General features: G+C 65.5%; 21 protein-coding genes. 8 read left to right on the forward strand and 13 right to left on the reverse strand.

All coding sequences use genetic code 11. The features are described 5' to 3' along the window. Window positions 1-5: 5 nt before the first annotated feature. From WI560_RS01890 to WI560_RS01920, 7 genes are all read right to left on the reverse strand, one after another. A complete protein-coding gene (locus tag WI560_RS01890; protein ID WP_375306675.1) occupies window positions 6-749 on the reverse strand; it encodes an ABC transporter ATP-binding protein in 744 nt (247 codons plus the stop codon). Next, complete coding sequence (locus tag WI560_RS01895) at window positions 746-1,744, reverse strand: branched-chain amino acid ABC transporter permease (protein ID WP_375306676.1); 999 nt, start codon at window positions 1,742-1,744, stop codon at window positions 746-748. Before WI560_RS01895 ends, WI560_RS01890 begins: the two co-directional genes overlap by 4 nt. Next, window positions 1,741-2,616, reverse strand: a complete 876-nt coding sequence (locus WI560_RS01900) for a branched-chain amino acid ABC transporter permease (RefSeq protein WP_375306677.1) — start codon at window positions 2,614-2,616, stop codon at window positions 1,741-1,743. The genes WI560_RS01895 and WI560_RS01900 overlap by 4 nt, the downstream gene beginning before the upstream one ends. Before the next feature lie 135 nt (window positions 2,617-2,751). After that, a complete protein-coding gene (locus WI560_RS01905) occupies window positions 2,752-3,882 on the reverse strand; it encodes an ABC transporter substrate-binding protein (RefSeq protein ID WP_375306678.1) in 1,131 nt (376 codons plus the stop codon). A 57-nt stretch (window positions 3,883-3,939) separates the two neighbouring features. Next, a complete protein-coding gene (locus tag WI560_RS01910) occupies window positions 3,940-4,839 on the reverse strand; it encodes a shikimate dehydrogenase (protein ID WP_375306679.1) in 900 nt (299 codons plus the stop codon). 145 nt (window positions 4,840-4,984) lie between these two features. After that, complete coding sequence (locus WI560_RS01915; RefSeq protein ID WP_375306680.1) at window positions 4,985-5,923, reverse strand: LysR family transcriptional regulator; 939 nt, start codon at window positions 5,921-5,923, stop codon at window positions 4,985-4,987. A 367-nt stretch (window positions 5,924-6,290) separates the two neighbouring features. After that, on the reverse strand, window positions 6,291-6,467 hold the full coding sequence (locus WI560_RS01920; RefSeq protein ID WP_375306681.1) for a hypothetical protein: 177 nt from the start codon (window positions 6,465-6,467) through the stop codon (window positions 6,291-6,293). A gap of 168 nt (window positions 6,468-6,635) precedes the next feature. Between WI560_RS01920 and WI560_RS01925 the strand changes: the two genes are divergently transcribed. The 7 genes from WI560_RS01925 (at window position 6,636) to WI560_RS01955 (ending at window position 12,202) form a co-directional block, all read left to right on the forward strand. After that, a complete protein-coding gene (locus WI560_RS01925) occupies window positions 6,636-7,373 on the forward strand; it encodes an autoinducer binding domain-containing protein (RefSeq protein WP_375306682.1) in 738 nt (245 codons plus the stop codon). 85 nt (window positions 7,374-7,458) lie between these two features. Further along, window positions 7,459-8,118 (forward strand): acyl-homoserine-lactone synthase, encoded by a 660-nt coding sequence (locus WI560_RS01930; protein ID WP_375306683.1) that lies wholly within the window; start codon window positions 7,459-7,461, stop codon window positions 8,116-8,118. Window position 8,119: 1 nt separating this feature from the next. After that, window positions 8,120-8,338, forward strand: a complete 219-nt coding sequence (locus WI560_RS01935) for a hypothetical protein (protein ID WP_375306684.1) — start codon at window positions 8,120-8,122, stop codon at window positions 8,336-8,338. Between the two features lie 522 nt (window positions 8,339-8,860). After that, window positions 8,861-9,778 carry a branched-chain amino acid ABC transporter permease gene (locus WI560_RS01940; protein WP_126257231.1) on the forward strand — a complete coding sequence of 306 codons (918 nt, stop codon included), beginning with the start codon at window positions 8,861-8,863 and terminating at the stop codon, window positions 9,776-9,778. A gap of 13 nt (window positions 9,779-9,791) precedes the next feature. Further along, on the forward strand, window positions 9,792-10,736 hold the full coding sequence (locus WI560_RS01945) for a branched-chain amino acid ABC transporter permease (protein WP_375306685.1): 945 nt from the start codon (window positions 9,792-9,794) through the stop codon (window positions 10,734-10,736). Beyond that, the gene (locus WI560_RS01950) at window positions 10,729-11,496 is read left to right on the forward strand and encodes an ABC transporter ATP-binding protein (protein WP_375306686.1); all 768 of its coding nucleotides are present in this window, start codon (window positions 10,729-10,731) and stop codon (window positions 11,494-11,496) included. Before WI560_RS01945 ends, WI560_RS01950 begins: the two co-directional genes overlap by 8 nt. Next, window positions 11,489-12,202 carry an ABC transporter ATP-binding protein gene (locus WI560_RS01955; protein WP_375306687.1) on the forward strand — a complete coding sequence of 238 codons (714 nt, stop codon included), beginning with the start codon at window positions 11,489-11,491 and terminating at the stop codon, window positions 12,200-12,202. Before WI560_RS01950 ends, WI560_RS01955 begins: the two co-directional genes overlap by 8 nt. Window positions 12,203-12,316: 114 nt before the next feature. On the opposite strand, the gene WI560_RS01960 is transcribed toward WI560_RS01955, so the two are convergent. Beyond that, window positions 12,317-13,753, reverse strand: a complete 1,437-nt coding sequence (locus WI560_RS01960; RefSeq protein WP_375306688.1) for a glutamine synthetase family protein — start codon at window positions 13,751-13,753, stop codon at window positions 12,317-12,319. A gap of 127 nt (window positions 13,754-13,880) precedes the next feature. Further along, entirely contained in the window at window positions 13,881-15,239 is a 1,359-nt protein-coding gene (locus tag WI560_RS01965) for a Rieske 2Fe-2S domain-containing protein (RefSeq protein WP_375306689.1), read from the reverse strand. 112 nt (window positions 15,240-15,351) lie between these two features. Here WI560_RS01965 and WI560_RS01970 point away from each other — a divergent pair, with 112 nt between their 5' ends. Further along, window positions 15,352-16,137 (forward strand): IclR family transcriptional regulator C-terminal domain-containing protein, encoded by a 786-nt coding sequence (locus tag WI560_RS01970; RefSeq protein ID WP_375306690.1) that lies wholly within the window; start codon window positions 15,352-15,354, stop codon window positions 16,135-16,137. Window positions 16,138-16,175: 38 nt separating this feature from the next. Here the strand turns inward: WI560_RS01970 and WI560_RS01975 are convergent, their stop codons facing one another. The 4 genes from WI560_RS01975 to WI560_RS01990 form a co-directional block, all read right to left on the reverse strand. Further along, a complete protein-coding gene (locus WI560_RS01975) occupies window positions 16,176-16,610 on the reverse strand; it encodes a VOC family protein (protein WP_375306691.1) in 435 nt (144 codons plus the stop codon). Window positions 16,611-16,727: 117 nt separating this feature from the next. Next, window positions 16,728-17,555, reverse strand: coding sequence for a helix-turn-helix domain-containing protein (locus WI560_RS01980; protein WP_375306692.1), 828 nt, complete (start codon window positions 17,553-17,555; stop codon window positions 16,728-16,730). A 6-nt stretch (window positions 17,556-17,561) separates the two neighbouring features. Then, window positions 17,562-18,242 (reverse strand): transglutaminase family protein, encoded by a 681-nt coding sequence (locus tag WI560_RS01985; RefSeq protein ID WP_375306693.1) that lies wholly within the window; start codon window positions 18,240-18,242, stop codon window positions 17,562-17,564. Window positions 18,243-18,336: 94 nt separating this feature from the next. Next, window positions 18,337-18,732, reverse strand: a complete 396-nt coding sequence (locus WI560_RS01990) for a group II truncated hemoglobin (protein WP_375306694.1) — start codon at window positions 18,730-18,732, stop codon at window positions 18,337-18,339. Window positions 18,733-18,960 lie beyond the last annotated feature (228 nt).

An 18,960-nucleotide genomic window follows, 5' to 3' on the forward strand; every position in this document is an offset into this window, starting at 1 on the left:
GCTCCCTAATGTCCGAGATAGGCTTCGATCACGGCGGGGTTCTTGCGGACCTCGTCGGGACGTCCCATCGCCAGCACCTTGCCTTCCGCCATCACCATCACGCGCGAGCACAGCGACATCACGAACTCCATGTTGTGCTCGATCACGACGAAGGTGGCGTTCTTCTCGCGGTTGATCGCGATCAGGCGCTCCTTGAGATCCGCCAGCATCGACGGGTTGACGCCGCCGGCGGGCTCGTCGAGCAGCACGAGGCGCGGGCCACCCATGAAGGCCATGGCGGCGTCGAGCAGCTTCTGCTGGCCGTAGGAGAGGCCGCCGGCGGGCTCGTCGGCGAGATGATCGAGCTTGAAGAAGCCGATCATCTGGTTGGCGGTCTCGGTCAGCCCGGCATCGGAGCGGCCGACCAGGCGCGAGGCCATGCTGCCCTGGTGCTCCTGTCCGGCGAGGATCAGGTTCTCGCGCACAGAGAGCTTCGGGAAGACCTGCAGCAGCTGAAAGGTGCGGCTGACGCCAAGCTTGTTGAGCTCGGCGGGGCGCAGACCGGTGACGACCTTGCCGTCGAGCTTGACCTCGCCGCCCGAGGGCGTGAGCTGGCCGAGAATGCAGTTGAACAGGGTCGACTTGCCGCAGCCGTTCGGGCCGATCAGGCCGAGGATCTCGCCCTCGCGCACGTCGAAGCTGACGCCGTCGACCGCGCTGATGCCGCCGAAATTCTTCTTGATCTCCGAGACTTCCAATACCGCGCTCATTGCGCCGTCTCCAGGCGGGACTTTGCGACGGCGCGCAGTGCGGACGCCGCCTTGGTGCGGCGTTGGGCGAGATATCGATCGAGGATGCCAAGGATGCCGGTCGGCGACCAGATCAGCAGCAGCATCACCGCGACGGCGTACAGCATCAGGTAATAGCCCTCGGTGAAGCGCAGCCATTCCGGCAGCAGCACCGCGATCATCGCGCCCAGGAAGGGGCCGAAATAGAACCCGGCACCGCCGACGATCACCATCATCAGGAGGTCGAGCGAGAGCGACAGGTTGAACGGCACGGGATCGATATATTGCGTCAGCGGCGCATAGAGCGCCCCGGCGACGCCGCCGAGCGCCGAGCCGATCGCGAATGCCATCAGCGTGTAGCGCCGCGTGTCGATGCCGAGCGATTGCGCGCGCAAGGGATTCTCGCGTAGCGCCATGAAGGCGCGGCCCCAGGGGGAGCGGATCAGCCACCACACCGCGAGCGACACGATCGCGAGCGAGCCGAGACAGACGTAGTAGAAGGGGAGGGGCTTGTTGGTCGCGATGCCGAAAATATGCGGCCGCGGGATGTTGGAGATGCCGTAGATGCCGCCGGTGAGCCAGCTCTCGTTGCGGAACACCAGGAAGGCGAGGGTGGAGAAGGCCAGCGTGACGAAGGCGAGATAATGGTGCTGCACGCGCAGCGCGGGATAGCCGAGCACCCAGCCGACCGCGAAGCTGAGCAGGATCGCGACCAGGATCGCCGCCGGCAGCGGCCAGCCATGCGTCGTCATGATCGCCGACGCATAGGCCCCGATGCCGACGAACGCGCCCTGCGCCAGCGAGACCTGGCCGGCATAACCGAGGGTGAGGTTGAGGCCCATCGCGGCGATGCTCATCACCGCCCATTGGCTGAGGATGAACAGGCCGTAGCGGTTGAAGTTCATGGGGATGACGATCAGGCCGGCGATGACGGCGAGGCCGAGCGCGATCTTCAGGGGTTTGCCGAAGCTGCTCATACCGTGCGCTCCTCGGCGCGGCCGAGCAATCCTTGCGGCCGGAACAGGATGACCGCGATCAGGAAGAGCATCGGCACGGCGGCGCGATATTGCGTCGAGACATAAGCGGCGGCGAGATTGTCGAGCACGCCGATCAGGAGGCCGCCGGCGATGGCGCCGCGCACCTGGTTGAAGCCGCCGACGATCGCGGCGATGAAGGCGGCCTGGCCCAGCACCTCGCCGGAGGAGAATTTTGCGAGGTAGATCGGCGTGATCAGGAGCGAAGCCAGCGCGACCAGGAAGGCGTTGATCAGGAAGGTCAGCAGGATCATCCGCTCGACGGGCACGCCGATGATGCGCGCCACCGTCGGATTCTGCGCCGCCGCCTGCATCTGGTGACCGAGCGAGGTGCGGTTGAGCAGCGTGGTCAGGCCGACCACCGCGAGGATGGCGACGACGAGCACGCCGATGCTTTGCAGCGACACCGCGTGTCCGAGGATGGAGATGTCACCGGTCGGCACGACCGAGGGGAGCGGCGAGGCCTCGGCGCTGTAGAATTGCTTCACGGCTTCCTTGATGCCGATCGCGAGCGCCATGGTCGCAATCGCCAGCGGCAAGACGCCATGGCGCATCATCGGGTCGACCAGCAGCAGCTTGAAACCGAGCCCGAGCAGGATCATCGACAGCAGGATGCCGAGCATGATCGCGAGCCAGAACGGCGCGCCGGCATGCATCGCCGCCAGCATCAGGAACGCCGGCAGCATCACGAACTCGCCTTGTGCGAAATTGATGGTCTGCGAGGTCTGCCAAAGCAGCGTAAAGCCGACCGCGACCAGCGCGTAGATCGCGCCGGTGGCGAGCCCCGCGACCAGAAGATCGAATAGGTTGGACATGGGTTCTCTCTCGTGTCCCTCGCGCCGCTCTCTCGTCTCCCTCCCCCGCACTTGCGGGGAGAGGGAGGGAGAGGTCTCTCTCCGCATCCGCCTCCGCTAAAGCTTCGGCGATACACGAGCGGGGAGAGGTGAAGATCACTTCACCTTCGGCAGCACCTGCTTCACGACCTGCTTGCCTTCCACGACCTCGACCAGAAAGCTCTGGCGGTCGATGTCGCCGGTGTCGCTGAAGGTGACGTCCATCAGTATGCCCGGCTCGTCCGCGGCCTTGATGGTGAGGCCGTGCAGCGTGTCGGCGAACTTCTTGGGGTCGACCTTGCCCATCTTCTCGGTGGTGGCTTTCACCATGTAGACGGCGAGATAGCCCTTCAGGCCGTTGTGGTCGGGGACATAATTGTACTTCTTGGAGAACTTCTCGCGGAATTGCTTGACCAGGTCGACCGGCGCATCCGTGGTGAGGCCGACATGGCCGCGGGCGCCGTTGGCGGCATCGCCGGCGAGCTCGATCACCTTCTGGCCGATCAGGGTGGTCTCGCCCATCAGCGGCGCGGTGACGCCCTGGCGCTTCAGCTCCTTCAGGATGCGCGCGCTCTCTTCCTCGTTGAGGTAGACGAACACGGCATCGGGATTGGCAGCCTTGATCTTGCCGACGTCGGCGGCGAAATCGGCCTGGCCCGCCTCGGTCGAGAGGTCGGCAACGACCTTGGAGCCGAGCCGGTCGAGCTCCTTGATCACGACGTCGCGTCCGCCGCGGCCGAAATCGTTGTTGACCCAGACCACCGCGACCGTCTTCGCCTTCATCTCGTCGTGGATGTATTTGGCCACCTTCGGCATCGAGGATTGCTGGCCGAACGAGGTGCGGAACAGGAATTTGTTGCCTCCCTGCGTCAGCTCGGCGGCCTCGCCGCCCATGATCTGCGCGATGCCGGCTTCGGCGGCGAGGGGGGCCGTGACCTTCACCGAGCCGGAATAGCCGGGCCCGAGCAGCACATAGGGCTCGGCATCGAGCGCCTTCTGGACCTGGGCGCGCGCCACGCCCGGGTTGGACTGCGAGTCGGCGTGGGTCACCTCCAGCTTGCGGCCGAGCACGCCGCCCTTGGCGTTGATCTCCTCGATCGCGAGGTCGATGCCGTTCTTCCAGTTGGTGCCGACGGTGGCGCCGCCGCCGGAGAGCTCGGCGACGTCGGCGAGCTTGATCGCCTGGGCGTGGGCACCGGTTGCGGTCGCGAAGGCAAGCAGGGCGCCTGCCAGCAGGGTCGATTTCATGATGTCTCCTCCCGTTTCGTCAGATTGGGTCCGCGGCCTTGTGTCCGGCCGCTTCGGTTACGCTGCGTGATAGGCTGAGCTTCGTGCCGCCATCACCTCGTCGAATGCCTTTCCCATGACCTCGGTCGATGGGGCAAGGCCCGTGAACAGTTCGAAAGCGTCGGCCGCCTGATAGATCGCGAGCTCCCGCCCGGTCATGATCTTCGCGCCCTTGGCTTCGGCCGCCACCAGCAGCGGCGTGATCAGCGGCGAGTAGACCGCATCCGCCACCCACAGCTTTTCGTGCAGCAGCGCGGCCGGAACCGGCATGGCCCGGTTCGGCAGCATGCCGACCGGGGTGCCGTTGACGAGACCGGTTGCGCCATCAAGCGCATCCTCGACGCTTGCAGCGACCCTTGCCGCGACCCTTGCAGCGCCCCTTGCGCCGCCTTGCCGGGCGAGCAGGGAGACGAGCGTCGCGGCGCGCGCCGGCTCGCTGTCGAAGATGCGGATGTCGGGAACGTTCAGGCCCGCCAGCGCAAATGCGATCGCCTTGCCGACGCCGCCGGCGCCGATCACCGCGACGGCGTTCCCCGCCGGCGCCAGCAGCGGCGCCACCGCGCGCGCAAAGCCCGTGGTGTCGGTGTTGTGGCCGGTCAGGCGGCCGTTTCCGACCACCACCGTGTTGACCGCGCCCATCGCGGCCGCGCCGGGCGCCAGCGCGTCGAGCAACGGGACCACCGCTTCCTTGTAGGGGTAGGTGACGTTGACGCCGGCAAAGCCGAGCCGCCGCACGCCCTCCAGCAAGGTCACAAGGCCGGCCGCATCGGCGCCGGCAATCTCGATGAGCTGATAATGGCCGCGCAGGCCGAGCGCCTCGGCGGCACGTTCATGCATGGCAGGGGACGCGGAATGCGCGATCGGCGCGCCGATCAGGCCGGTGAGGAGCTTCTTGCTGGCGTATCCGCGCGTGGACATGTGTTCGCTATCGTCTCAAAGGAAGGTTCGGTCCCGGTCATTAGCGGGGAAACCCGCGCAATTCCAAGGGGCTTCCCGGTCGCCGACGATAGCCTGTCCTTAGGCTAACACAATTACCCTTTTATCCGGCAAACCTAACATCATGTTATTTCTTCCGCGCCCGCGCCGAAGCGGCCTTGTTGCTGCCGCGGGACGGCTCGACCGCCCGCATCTCGGCGCGCAGCGCCGCGATGAAGGCCTCGGCATGGAGCGACAGCGGCGCGCCGCGCTTGACCGCGATATAGGTGTCGAACCGCGTCGGCTCGGCGATCTTCAAGAGCTCGATCCCGGGATAGCCGCCATGAGCCACGGTGAATTGGTCGATGATGGCGATACCGAGCCCCGCCTTCACCAGCGCGCAGACCGTGGTGCCGAAGCGCGCGCGGATGGTGATGTTGTAGTCGAGCCGGTTGCGCGCGAAGATCTCGGCCATGATCCGGCCGTAGGGATCGTTGGGGTCGATGCCGATCAGCGGATAGCGGGTGATCTCGGCGGCTGAGACCTGCTTGCGGCCGGCGAGCTCGTGACCGGGCGGCACGATGCAATACAATTCGCCCGAGGCGAGCGGCATGAAGTCGAGCGCGGAATGCTCCAGCCGGTAGCTCATCGCGACGCACTCGCCGCGGCCCAGCATCAGATAGTCGATGGCCTCCTCGAGCTTGAGGATGTTGATGTCGATGCCGAGATCGGGATAGCGGCGCCGGACGCGCTCGATCGCGCGGGGCACCATCACCTGGGAGATGCTGGGCACCGAGCCGATCCGCAGCTCGGACAACCCGCCGCGACCGATCTTGGAGATGATCTCGGAGAGATCGTCGACCTTCTTGTAGACGCCGTTGATCTGCTCGAAGATGTTCTCGGCTTCCGGCGTCGGGAAGTAGCGCCCGTTCTGGCGCTGGAAGAAGCGGATGCCGAGCGAGCGCTCGGTGTATTTGACGAGGCGGCTGATCCCCGGCGCCGAGACGTTGAGCAGCTTCGCCGCGCCGCCGATGGTGCCCGTCACCATCACGGCGCGGATCACTTCGACCTGGCGCAGTGTCATCATGCTCTTGGCGTCCGAAGGAGGATCGGGGCGGCGATCATCTCACGAGAGCCTCGCCGTCATCCAGCGGTAAGTGTCTGAGGATTTGGACGGAGGCGGCAAACCGCCCTCGTGTCCCGGACGCGCTGCAGCGTGCAACGCTGCTGCGCAGAGCCGGGACCCCTGTCACAGCGGCCGTTCTTGGTCATATGGGCCCCGGCTCTGCAGCGCACCGTCGAAGAGACGCCGCGCTGCGTCCGGGACACGAGAGCGTGGTCGGGAAGAAGAGGGACGGCAATTGTCAGAATGTTTCGATTAAAATCAGTTCGTTCGAATGGAAGGGCATCGTCGCGCGATCCGCTGCATCGGCGGCGCCTGCTGCATTTGCGCTTCAGCTTGCCGGGCCCTCGGGCGAGACGCTGTCGACCGGCTCCGCGCGCTCGCTCTCCAGCACTGCGCGCGCGAACTCGATGATCTTCTGCTTGTTTGCCGTGTCGCGGACGGCGAAAAACACCCGATTCAACTCCAGGCCGAGCACGCTGTTGAGGGCGATGTCCTCGTCTTCCATCGTGGCTTTCCCGCTTCGGATACGTTGAGGTGTATGATGTCGTCTATTCTGCCACAAGTAGTTTAAATCTTCAGGTTGGATGAGGACCGGGAAACTACGGTCGCAGCGAATTTGAGGCGCCCCCCGAATACGTGCTATAGGCGAGGGCGAAGGTCAGGAAACGCACCGATGTCCGCCGTTGATGGCGTTGATTATGGCCGCGAGGCGCTCGACTTCATCGAAGGGCTCGGAACCTGTACCAAGGTTCCCGACGCCATGGACGCGCTTGCAGCCGCGTTCGGCCGCTACGGTTTCGAACATATCATCGTGACGGGCCTGCCGAATCCCGAGCAGCGCTTTTCCCAGATGGTGCTCGCCAAGAAATGGCCGGCGGAGTGGTTCAGCCTCTATACCCAAAAGAGCTACGACCGCGTCGATCCCGTGATCCGCAAGTGCCGGCAGACCGTGAACCCGTTCGAGTGGTCCGAAGCGCCGTACGATCCGGAGCTGGAGCCCGGCGCGGTGGAGGTGATGCGGCGCGCCGCCGACTTCCGCATGTCGCGCGGCTTCGTCGTGCCGATCCACGGCCTGACCGGCTACGAGGCCGGCGTCTCGCTCGCCGGCGTCCACCTCGATCTCAATGCGCGCAGCAAGCCGGCGCTGCACTTGATCGGGATGTACGGCTTCGACCACATCCGCCGTCTGCTCGATCCGACGCCGCATCCGTCGATGCGCCTCACGCCGCGCGAGCGCGAGGTGCTCGCCTGGGCTTCGCAAGGCAAGTCCGCCTGGGAGATCGGCGAGATCCTGCACATCACGCAGCGCACCGCCGAAGAGCATCTTGCAACTGCCGCGCGCAAGCTCGGTGCCGTCAACCGGACGCATGCGGTCGCGATCGCGATCCGTCACAGAATCATCAATCTCTGAAACATTCGCCTACTGGGAAATTTCCCAATAGTCGGCTCCGCGGTTTTCGCTGAGGCTCCCCGTATTGCGAGCCATGGGGGAGTTCATGATTCATGTGATTTCTGCCGTCAATCGGCACCTCTACGAAGACGTCCTCGAACAGCATTTCCGGGTCCGCCACGAGATATTCGTCGAGGAGCGGAAATGGGAGGCGCTGCGCAAGCCTGACGGCCGCGAGATCGACAGCTACGACAATGACGACGCGATCTACCTGCTGGCACTGGAACATCGCCGGGTGCTCGGCGGCTCCCGGCTGTATCCGACCACCAGGCCGACGATGATGAGCGAGGTGTTCCCGCATCTCGCCTCGGTCCGCGGTTGTCCGTCGGACCCGTTGGTCTGGGAATGGTCGCGCTTCTTCGTCTCGCGCGAGCGCCGCGACGGCGCGTTCAATCTGCAATTGATGGCGGCGGCGCAGGAGTTCTGTCTCGAGCAGGGCATCGAGCGGCTTTGCCTGGTCATGGAAACCTGGTGGCTGCCGCGGTTCCACGACATCGGTTTCGTCGTCACGCCGCTGGGGTTGCCGGCCCTGGTGGAGAATTCCTGGACCATGGCGGCAACGATCGAGATTCGTCAGGAGTCGCTCGACGTCGTGCGTGACCGCATCGGGATGACGAGCGTGGTCCGGCAGGACGGTCCGCGGATCGACTGTATCGCCACAGCCAACTTCTGCGGCGCCGCTGCCGCGCAACGAAAGAGCGCCTGAGATGTCGAACATGATGCGGGACAGCCAGATCATGGCGCTGAGCAGAGACGAGACTCTCGGCTACATGTCCGACATGGCGCTCGAGCTGGCGCAAATGGCGGAAGACACCGGATTGGCGACGCTCGCCTATCTGTTCCGGATGGCGGCGTTGGAGGCCTCCACGGCCAACAGCGTGCTCGCCGAACCGGACGACCTGCCCCAGCAGATGACGTCGCACTAGACGCATCCAGGGATCCGAAAGATTGCAACACCTTCCTCCGGCGACGGGGGAGGGTGATCGCATTTGGTCTCTTGCGCGACCTGAGCGCGCGCCTCGTCCTTCGAGACGACCGCTTCGCGGTCTCCTCAGGATGAGGCTAGGCAGCAACGGTGCTCGTTGAAATCAGCGCCGCGCACCCCGGTCCTCATCCTGAGGGCCCGCCAACGGCGGGCGTCTTGAAGGATGGCCAAGAGCGAGATCCTTGCCGCAGGCAATTGCCCAGCGGCAACGCGCTATGGCGGGGGTTGATCGTCTGGGTGCGGCAGGTTGCCCCAGCCTGGCGCGGCAGCCTTCTTGCAAGGTCAATTTGCCCGCATGCAGCCGCATGCAACAAAGTGCATGTCAGGTGTCGAATCGCTCTTGCCTCGGAACGATACTGCCATTACCCATTTTTCGGCCTTGAAGAGGCAGGGGGAGCTCTTTCACTGATGGCGACATTGTTCGAACATCGGCGCGAAGCTGCGTGCGCCTGAAAGAGACTTGATGCTGCTCGTCGTCGAACAGTTCTTGAACGGATTGCAGTTCGGCCTGCTGCTGTTCCTGCTCGCCGCCGGCCTGACGCTGGTGTTCGGGATCATGGATCTCGTCAACCTCGCGCACGGCTCGCTCTACATGATGGGGGCCTATTTCGCCGCGACCTTCGCCGCCTGGACCGGCAGCTTCCTGCTCGGCGCGCTGATGGCGCTGGGCGCCACGCTGGTGCTCGGCATCGTGCTGGAGGTGAGCGCGCTGCGGCATCTCTATGGCCGCGACCATCTCGACCACGTGCTCGCGACCTTCGGCCTGATCCTGTTCTTCAACGAAGCGGTGCGGCTGATCTGGGGCCCGGCGGGCCTCGCGCTGCCGCTGCCGGCTTGGCTCACCGTGCCGGTGCCGATCCTGCCCGGCATCCATTATCCCGCCTATCGCCTCGCCATCATCATCGTGGCGCTGCTGGTGGCGCTCCTGCTCTATCTCGGCGTGATGCGGACCCGCATCGGCATGCTGATCCGTGCCGGCGCCTCAAACCGCGAGATGATCGGCGCGCTCGGCATCAACATCAAGCTGCTCTACACGCTGGTGTTCGGGCTCGGGGCCGCGCTCGCGGGCCTCGCCGGGCTGATGCAGGCACCGATCCTCACCGTGCAGATCGGCATGGGCGAGAACATCCTGATCCTGGCCTTCGTCATCATCGTGATCGGCGGCATCGGCTCGATCCGCGGCGCGTTCCTCGCCGCGATCTTCGTCGGCATGATCGACACGCTCGGCCGCGCCTTCCTGCCAAACCTGCTCCGGCAGGTGCTGAGCGGCGCCGCCGCCTCCACCGCCGCGCCCGCGCTGTCCTCCATGCTGATCTACCTGTTGATGGCGATCGTGCTGGTGGTGCGGCCGGAGGGGCTGTTTCCGGCCAATCGCCGATGAAGAGCTTGCGTCGATGAAGGGTTTGACTGTGAGCAAGGCCGTCACGGCCCTGATGCTGGCGGGCCTCGTGCTGCTGCCGCTCTACTCGCATCTGTCCGGCAACATCTTCATCCTGACGCTGTTCACCCGCATCATCATCCTGGCGCTGGCGGCTGCGAGCCTCAACCTCATCATGGGCTTCGGCGGCATGATGAGTTTTGGTCATGCCGCCTATCTCGGCATCGGCGGCTATGCGGTGGGCATGCTGGCGCAGGAAGGCGTCGGGTCCGGCTTCATCCAGTTCCCGGTCGCGCTGGTGGCTTCCGCGATCTATGCGCTGGTGATCGGCGCGCTCAGCTTGCGCACCCGCGGCGTCTATTTCATCATGATCACGCTCGCCTTCGCGCAGATGGCCTATTACGTCGCCTCGGGCCTTGCGCGCTACGGCGGCGATGACGGCCTCACCGTCTACAACCGCAGCGACTTCTCCGGGCTGATCAACCTGAGCAACCGCACGCAGTTCTATTATCTCTGCCTCGCCTGCCTGCTCGGCGTCGTCTTCCTGATCTGGCGCATCGTCAATTCGCGCTTCGGCCTCGTCGTGCAGGGCCTGCGCTCCAACGAGCAGCGCATGCAGGCGATCGGCTTTCCCGCCAAGCGCTACCAGCTCGTCTGCTTCGTCATCTCGGGCACCATGTGCGGCCTTGCCGGCGCGCTGCTCGCCAACAACACCGACTTCGTCAGCCCGGCCGTGATGTACTGGACCCGCTCCGGCGACCTCATGGTGATGGTGATTCTCGGCGGCATGGGCACGCTGTTCGGCCCGGTCATGGGCGCGGTGGTGTTTCTGCTGCTCGAGGAGCTGCTGTCGCAGATCACCGAATATTGGGCGCTGATCATGGGCCCGCTGCTGCTGCTGATCGTGCTGTTCGGCCGCGGCGGCATCATGGGCGCGCTCGGGAGGGCTGGCCGTGGCTGAGCCCCTGCTTCGCGTCGAAAAGCTGGTGCGCCGCTTCGGCGGCATCATCGCGACGGACAACGTCTCGCTCGACGTCGCCAGCGGCGAGCTGCACGCCATCATCGGCCCGAACGGCGCCGGCAAGACCACGCTGATCAGCCAGCTCACCGGACATCTCGCGCCGCATTCCGGCAGCGTCTCGCTGGCGGGGCGCGACATCACATACTTGCCGGCCTATCGGCGCTGTGCGCTGGGCCTGGCGCGTTCGTTCCAGATCACCTCGCTGCTGCTCGATTTCACCGCCGCGGACAACGTCGCGCTGGCGGCGCAGGCGCATGCCGGCACCTCGTTCCGCTTCTTCGCCGATGCGCGCAAGGAGAAAGGCCTGCGCGATGCCGCACATGCCGCGCTCGATCGCGTCGGCCTCGTCCATCGCGCCGATGTTCTGGTCTCGAAGCTCAGCCATGGCGAGCGACGCCAGATCGAGCTTGCGGTCGCGCTCGCCAGCAAGCCGAAATTGCTGCTGCTCGACGAGCCGATGGCCGGTCTCGGCGCCACCGAATCCCAGAACATGGTGAAGCTGCTCCAGGAGCTGCGCAAGGAAGTCTCGATCGTGCTGGTCGAGCACGACATGCCGGCGGTGTTCGCGCTCGCCGACCGCATCTCGGTGCTGGTCTATGGCCGCGTCATCGCCTCCGGCGATCCGGCCGCGATCCGGGCCAACGAAGACGTCAAGCGCGCCTATCTCGGCGATCAGCATGTGGTGACGCATCATGGCTGACACGCTGCTCGACGTCGACGGCATCGAGACCTGCTACGGCCTGTCGCAGGTGCTGTTCGGCCTGTCGCTGTCGATCAGGCCGGGCGAGATGGTCTCGCTGATGGGCCGCAACGGCATGGGCAAGACCACCACCATCCGCTCCATCATGGGCCTGACGCCGGCGCGTGCCGGCAGCATTCGTTTTGCGGGCGCCGAGGTCAGGCTGCTGCCGTCGTACCGGATCGCGAAACTCGGCGTCGGGCTCGTGCCCGAGGGCCGCCAGATCTTTCCGAACCTCACCGTGCGCGAGAACCTGGTGGCGGCTGCGGCCGATCGCTTCGATAGCCCCAATCCCTGGACGCTGGCGGCGATCTACGTGCTGTTCCCCCGCCTCGCCGAACGTGCGGGCAACATGGGCAATCAGCTTTCCGGCGGCGAGCAGCAGATGCTCGCGATCGGTCGTGCGCTGATGACCAATCCGAAGCTTCTCATCCTGGACGAAGCGACCGAGGGCCTCGCACCCCTGATCCGCGAAGAGATCTGGCACTGCCTGTCGCTGCTCAAGAGCCGGGGGCAGTCGATCCTGGTCGTCGACAAGAACGTCGACCATCTCGCCCGCATCTGCGACCGCCATTACATCATCGAGCGCGGCAAGACTGTATGGAGCGGCACCTCCGACGAGTTGCTGGCCGCGCCGGACCTGCAGCATAAGTATTTGGGGATTTGAGGCCCGCGCTCTCTCCCCGTCATTGCGAGCGCAGCGAAGCAATCCAGAGTCTTGCCGCGGAGGGATTCTGGAGTGCTTCGCTGCGCTCGCAATGACGGCGGAGAGAGTGCGCCCTCAGAACACCTCGAAATATTCGCGGTGCTCCCAATCCGTCACCTCGGACAGGAAGCGGTCGATCTCGGCGTTCTTGATGTGGGTGTAATAGTCGACGAACTCCGCCCCGAGCTTCTCGCGGAAGAACGGATCGTCCTTCAGCGCCGAGACCGCATCGCGCAAGCTCTTCGGCAGCAGCGGCGCCTTGGTCTCGTAGGGCGTGTCGGCGGACGGGCCGGGATCGAGCTTGCGGTCGACGCCGTCGAGGCCGGAGAGAATCTGCGAGGCCATGTAGAGATAGGGGTTCGCTGCCGGCTCGCCGATGCGGTTCTCCAGGCGCGTTGCGGCATCGCCGGCGCCGCCGAGCACGCGGATCATCACGCCGCGATTGTCGCGGCCCCAGATCGCGCGGTCGGGTGCCAGCGAATAGGAGCGGTAGCGCTTGTAACCGTTGATGGTCGGCGTGGTGAACAATGTCGAGGCGCGGGCATGATCGAGCAGGCCGGCGAGGTAGGCCTTGCCAAACGCGCTGAGCGGCTCGCTGCCGTCTTTCGTCATGAACAGGTTGTCGCCGCTCGCGCGCGAGACGATCGACTGGTGCAGGTGCCAGCCGCTGGCGAACACGTTTGGCAGCTTCGGCCGGCACATGAAGGTGGCGTGGTAGCCGTGGCGGCGCGCGATCTGCTTCACGGCGCTGCGGAACAGCACCATGTTGTCGGCAGGCTCCAGGCCCTTGCGCGGCGCGAAGGTGAATTCGCACTGGCTCGGTCCGAACTCGACCTCGACCGAGCGCAAGGGCAGCCCGAGCGCCACGATGTCGCGCCGGAGAATCTCCAGCACCGGCTCCATCTGATCGAAGCGCTGCTCGGTCAGGTATTGGTAACCGTGGCTGAGCAGGCTCACCGAGGGCGGCGTGCCGGGCTGGCCGGCATCCTCGGGCCGCATATGCGCATCGTCGAGCCTGAAGATGTGGAATTCGACCTCGAGGCCGGCGACGAAATCGTGGCCCCGCGTGCCGAGTTCATCGAGCACGCGCCTGTAGAGCCCGCGCGTCGCGAACGGCACCGGGCGGCCGTCATTGAAGTGGAGGTCGCACAGCACCCAGCCGGTCGCCGGCGCCCACGGCAAGACGCGGAACGTCGTGGGATCGGCGACCATCAGCACGTCGGCCGCGCCCTCCATCTCCTTCATGCCGAAGCCGCCGCCCGCGGTGAACACCGGAAACACTGTGCGGTGCGACGTGTCCTTGGCGAGCATGGTGGTGGTGATGGAGCAGCCGCTCTCCAGCGAGGCGATCGCCTCCGAGGCAATGATGGTCTTGCCGCGCAGGATGCCGTGCTGGTCGGGGAAGGCGAGGCGGATGACCTCGAGATTCCTCTCCTCGACGATGCGGCGCATGCGCGCCGCGGCGTCCCTCTGCTCATCCGACCACAACGCATGACGCGCGACGAAAGTCACTTCACCACCCCCTCAACTGCGTAGGGTGGGCAAAGCGAAGCATGCCCACGATCTGTATCATTAACGGAGAAATGGTGGGCACGGCGCTTTGCGCCTTTACCCACCCTACGGCAGCGGGACACGAACGTCACTCCGCCGCCGTCAGCTTGTGCACGTTATCCGCAATCTCCTTCGGCACCGGCGCGGTCCAGGGCGCGCCGCGGCGGCGCTTGACGTCGACTTCCATCCAATAGGTCTCCCAGCCCCGGGTCGGGCCGATGCCGTCCATGGTCGCCGGTCCCTGGATGCTGCGCGCATTGGCCTCGTCCAGAAACAGCATCGGCTTCTCGCCGCCCTGGACCTTCTCGATCTCCTGCCGCAGCAGGCGGCGGTACTGCACGATCGCCTTGTCGCTCGAACCGAGATGCTCCTTGGTGCGGTCCTGGATCGCGCCCATCGATTCCACCGCCCATTGGTCGTGGACGTTGATGTCGGTGCCCATGCCGGTGTAGGTCGCGGTCTGCTGCTCGTGCGGATCGAAGCCGTAATCGTTGCTGCGGTTCTTGCGCGATTTGTAATCCGGCAATTCATAGAGCTCGAGCCGCTGGTCGCGCATCTTCTGCTTGTCGACCGGGCTCGAATAGCTGGTGAAGATCGCGTACCAGTAGCAATTCTCGTCGTCGACCGGCACATGCCACTGCGTGATCGTCATCTCCGTGCTCATGGGGATGACGAAGCCGTGCGGGAACAGCTGGTTGGTGACGCGCACATGGGTGCGCTCCTCGTCGATCTCGCGCAGCGCGATCAGGCGCAGGCCATATTCGGTATGCTCGACATTGATGATCGGGCGGTCGTACTCGCGCAGGATCTTCGTCATCGGCAGGTCGGACCCGGCGGAGGCGCCGCGGAATTGCTTGCCGTAGGCGGTGGAGGTGTCCTCGTCCTCGAAGAAGCGGTGCAGATAGGAGGCGTGCGCGGGATCGATGCCGACCTCCAGCGCCTGCAGCCAGTTGCAGGCCATGTGGCCCTTGAACGCGAAAGTATGGCTGCCGGGCGCAACGAAGCAGTCGATCTCCGGAAATGCCGGCGGCTCACCTTCGCCGAGATACGCCCAGAGAATGCCGCTCCTCTCCACCACGGGATAGGAGCGCTGCCGGATGTTCTGGCAGAGCTTCGAATCCTTCGGCTCTGCCGGGGTCTCGATGCACTGGCCGGTGGCGTCGAACAGCCAGCCGTGGAAGGCGCAGCGCAGGCCGCCATGCTCGAGCCGACCGAAGGCGAGATCGGCGCCGCGATGGGCGCAGTGCCGATCCATCAGGCCGTAGCGTCCGGTCTCGTCACGGAACAGCACCAGGTTCTCGCCGAGCAGCTTGACCGGGCGGATCGGGCGCGGCCCCTCGAGCTCGTCCACCAGCGCCGCCGGCTGCCAATAGCTCCGCATCAGTCTGCCGCAGGGATCCTTCGGCCCGGTGCGGGTGATCAGGTCGTTCTGCTCCTGGCTCATCATGGCAGTCGCGTCCTCAGTGGAGTGGCGATTGTTCGCCTATTGAACGAATGGGCGAATTATGACATGCCTTGCAAAGGCAGCAAGCACTATTTTGCAGGATTGTCCCATCACCATGCCCAAGCTGAAGCGGAGCGAGAGCGAGGAGCGCGCGACGGATTTCGTCGAGGCGCTCGATCGCGGCCTGCGCCTGCTGCAATGTTTCGGCACGAATGCAGGTCCGATGACGCTGAGCGATCTCGCCCGGGCCGCTGATCTGCCGCGCGCCACTGCACGGCGCATGCTGTTCACGCTCCAGCGCGGCGGCTATGTCTCGGGCGATGGCAAGCTGTTCTCGCTGACCCCGCATGTGCTGACGCTGGCGGCGTCCTACCTGCGCTCCAACCAGCTCGTCGCCGTGCTGCAGCCCGTGCTCGATCGTGTCGCGACCGCGGCCAACGAGATCTCCTCGCTCGCGGTGCTCGACGGCGACGAGGTCGTGTTCATTGCGAGGGGCAGCCCGGCGCGGGTGTTCTCGGGCGGATTGGAGATCGGCTATCGTCTGCCTTCCTTTTGCACCTCGGTCGGCCGCGCCATGCTGGGCCAGCTCGACGACGCGCATCTCGCTGAGCGCCTGAAGGCGATGGCGCGCGAGGCGCTGACGCCGCAGACGGTGACAGATCCCAAGGCGTTGCTTGCGCGCATCGCCGCCGACCGCGCCCAAGGTTATTCCCTGGTCGATCGCGAGGCCGAGCCGCATTTCCGCTCGATCTCCGTCCCCGTCCGCCGTTACGACGGCGTCATCGTCGCCGCCATCAACATGGGCGCTCACGTCGACCGCGTGCCGGCACAGGAATTGATCGAAAGATTCTTGCCGCTGTTGCGGGAGGGGGCGGACTCCGTCCGCTCGCAACTCTTGTAGCTGTGTCTCGGCGCATGCGGCTGCGGTCGAGCGTCAGGCTATCCCGGTAGCGGCTGTTCACCGACCTTGGGCCAATAGGTGCCAAAGCTCCAGAGCCCGCCCTCCGGATCGCGCGCGGCGAAATCGCGGCTGCCATAATCGGTCGTGCAGGGCTCCATCTCGATTGGCGCGCCTGCGGCCTTCACCTTCTCATAGAGCGCGTCGGGATCATCAACGGCCAGGTAGATGGCGTCCGTCCGCCGGCCGCCGATGTCACCGACCTGCTTGGCGTAGGCGTCGTCGCGATGCGCGCCCAGCATGAGGATCGACGATCCGAACGCCAGCTCGGCGTGAACGACCGTGCCCTCCTTGCGGTACACCACGCGTTCAGTGAAGCCGAGAACGTTCTTCAGCCAGGCGATCATCGCCTCCGCATCCTTGCAGCGCATGGTGTGGTAGAGGCGCGGTGCTTCGTGGCCGTTCGGCTGGTTCATGACATTCTCCAAGTTCGTGCAGGTTCCGGCAAGCGTGTTGCGACGCCGACGCTAGTCCGGATCAAAGCGGCCGGCTTGAATAAATGGGACCTGCCCGTGTCCGGCGCTGTCGAGGTGCTATCCCCCGCCGTCCCGCATCAGGCGCGGATCGACGACATCGAGCCGCGTGGCCCATGCTGTCGGCGTCTCGCCGCTGAAGATCCGGAAATCCCGGGCAAGATGCGCCTGGTCCGCATAGCCTGCGTCCGCCGCAATTGCGGCCCAGCCGCCTGTGCCGTCCATCCGGGCCAGCGCGCAGGCCCGATGAAAGCGCAGCATCTGGGCCAGCGTCTTTGGCGGAACGCCGATCTCGTTGTGGAAGCGGCGCGTGAGATGCTTGCGGCTCCAGCCGATGTCGGAAGCGATGTCGGCGATCCTGACCGCCCCTGCGCGCTGCCAGAGCGTCTCCAGCGCGAAGGCCACCGCCGGCGAGGGCTCGTGCACGGCCCGGCGAAGCACGAAGTGCTCCACGATCTCGAACCGCCGCTGCCAGCCGGCCGCCTCGGCCACTCTTTCTCGGAGGTGCTCGGCATCCCGTCCCAATATGTCGTCCAGGCCGACCATGCGCGCGGTCAGATCGGGCACGGCTCCGCCGAAGAAGCGATACGCCCCGAGCGGCGTGAAATCGACCTGGACGCATTCGGCATGGCCGTCGGATTCGATCAGGACCGGCCCGGGAAAGAGTCCCGCCGCGAAACTCGGTCGCGCGTCGGCAGTCTCCGGCTGGTGACCGAGCGCAATACGGAAGGGCGTTCCCAAATTCACCAGCAGAGGCAGCGCAAGCGGCGCGGCATGGCGGAAGGCGGCCAGGCCGAGGCCGTGTTCGCGGTAGAATGAGATGCTGGAGACCAGTCGCGCGAGGCGTGGCGAGGCAGCTCGACGGATGACATCCGGAGGTGCTTCCATCACACGTTATCGCCCCTCTGCCTCGCGCTCCATGTCGCGGCCCCTGAGGTCCTCGCCCTGCATGTTGGCGTAATCCCGCGCCATCTCGCGCATCAGGAATTTCGCCGGCACGTCGTGATAGCTGCCGCGGTCGTTGACGTATTGCATGTAGGCGCGGCCCTCGCCGTCGAACGGATGCAGCAGCGCGTCGGTGTGGCCGTCGAAATCGAGCGGCGCCACGCCGACCTTGGCGCAGAGCGTGTCGTTGAAGGTCGGCGTCGCCTTGCGCCAGGCGCCGTCGACATGCACCTCGGTGAAGCCGTGCCAGGTGAAGATATCCGTGCCCATGCTCGCGCGCAGCTTCTCGGTGGTGAGATGGTTCTTCACGTCGGCAAAGCCGACCCGTGCGGGGATGCCGTGGACGCGGCAGGCGGCGGCATAGAGCGCGGCCTTGCCGACGCAATAGCCTTGCCCCGCGGCGAGCACGCTCGATGCGCGAAAGGTCTCGGCGACGCGCATGCTGACATAGGGATTGTAGCGGATGCCGTCGCGCACCGCCTTGTAGAGCACGCTCGCCTTCTCGCGGGTATCGGCATCGGCGCGCACGGCGTCGGTCGCGAATTGCCGCACGGTGGGATGATCGCTGTCGATGTACTCGCCGGGATCGGTGTAGAGGCGGCGGATCGTATCAGGGAGGATGTCGGTCATGCCTGGAGCTTAGCAGGCGATCGCCGCGGAACTCAATTCACACGATACGGGTGCATGGTGCGCGTTCGACTTGCGCCGAGGCGCTGCCGCCCCTTCACTGCCGGTTGCGCATCCAGTCGGCAAGACCAGACAGCGCCTTGTCGAGATCCTGCCGCGCGGCGGCATCGGTGATCGTCTCCTCCATCGCGCCGCGCATGCAGAGCATCCAGGCGTCGCGCTCGGCGTCTCCAATGGCGAAGCCGAAATGGCGCTGGCGCAGCCGCGGATGGCCCTTCTCGGGGGTATAGAGGCGCGGTCCGCCGGTCCATTCGGTGAGATAGCGCTTCAAGACGTCCCTGATCAGGCCGAGGTCGTCGGCATGCATGGCGCGGATCACCTTCGCCTCCGGCAGCGTGTCCATGCGATCGTAGAAGCGGTCGACCAGGGCCTCGATCGCAGCGCTGCCGCCGATCCGCTCGAACATGGAAGTGGTGACGTCGGTGGAGGTCATGAGTGATCCCAAGAGCTCATTGATGGTCGTTGATATCGTGTTGCTGCAGATCGCGCAAAATCCGACCGTCGTCCCGGACAAGCGCAGCTCTGGACAACGCAAAGCGTTGTCGAGAGCGGAGCACCGATCCGGGACCCATAGCCATAGGCAGATGTTTGGCGAAGACTCGTGGTTGCCACCTCGCGCAACGACTCCCCCCTGGGAGTATCGATCCCGGATCGGCGCGCG

The organism is Bradyrhizobium sp. A11 (genome assembly GCF_042077125.1).
Classification (GTDB): domain Bacteria; phylum Pseudomonadota; class Alphaproteobacteria; order Rhizobiales; family Xanthobacteraceae; genus Bradyrhizobium; species Bradyrhizobium japonicum_B.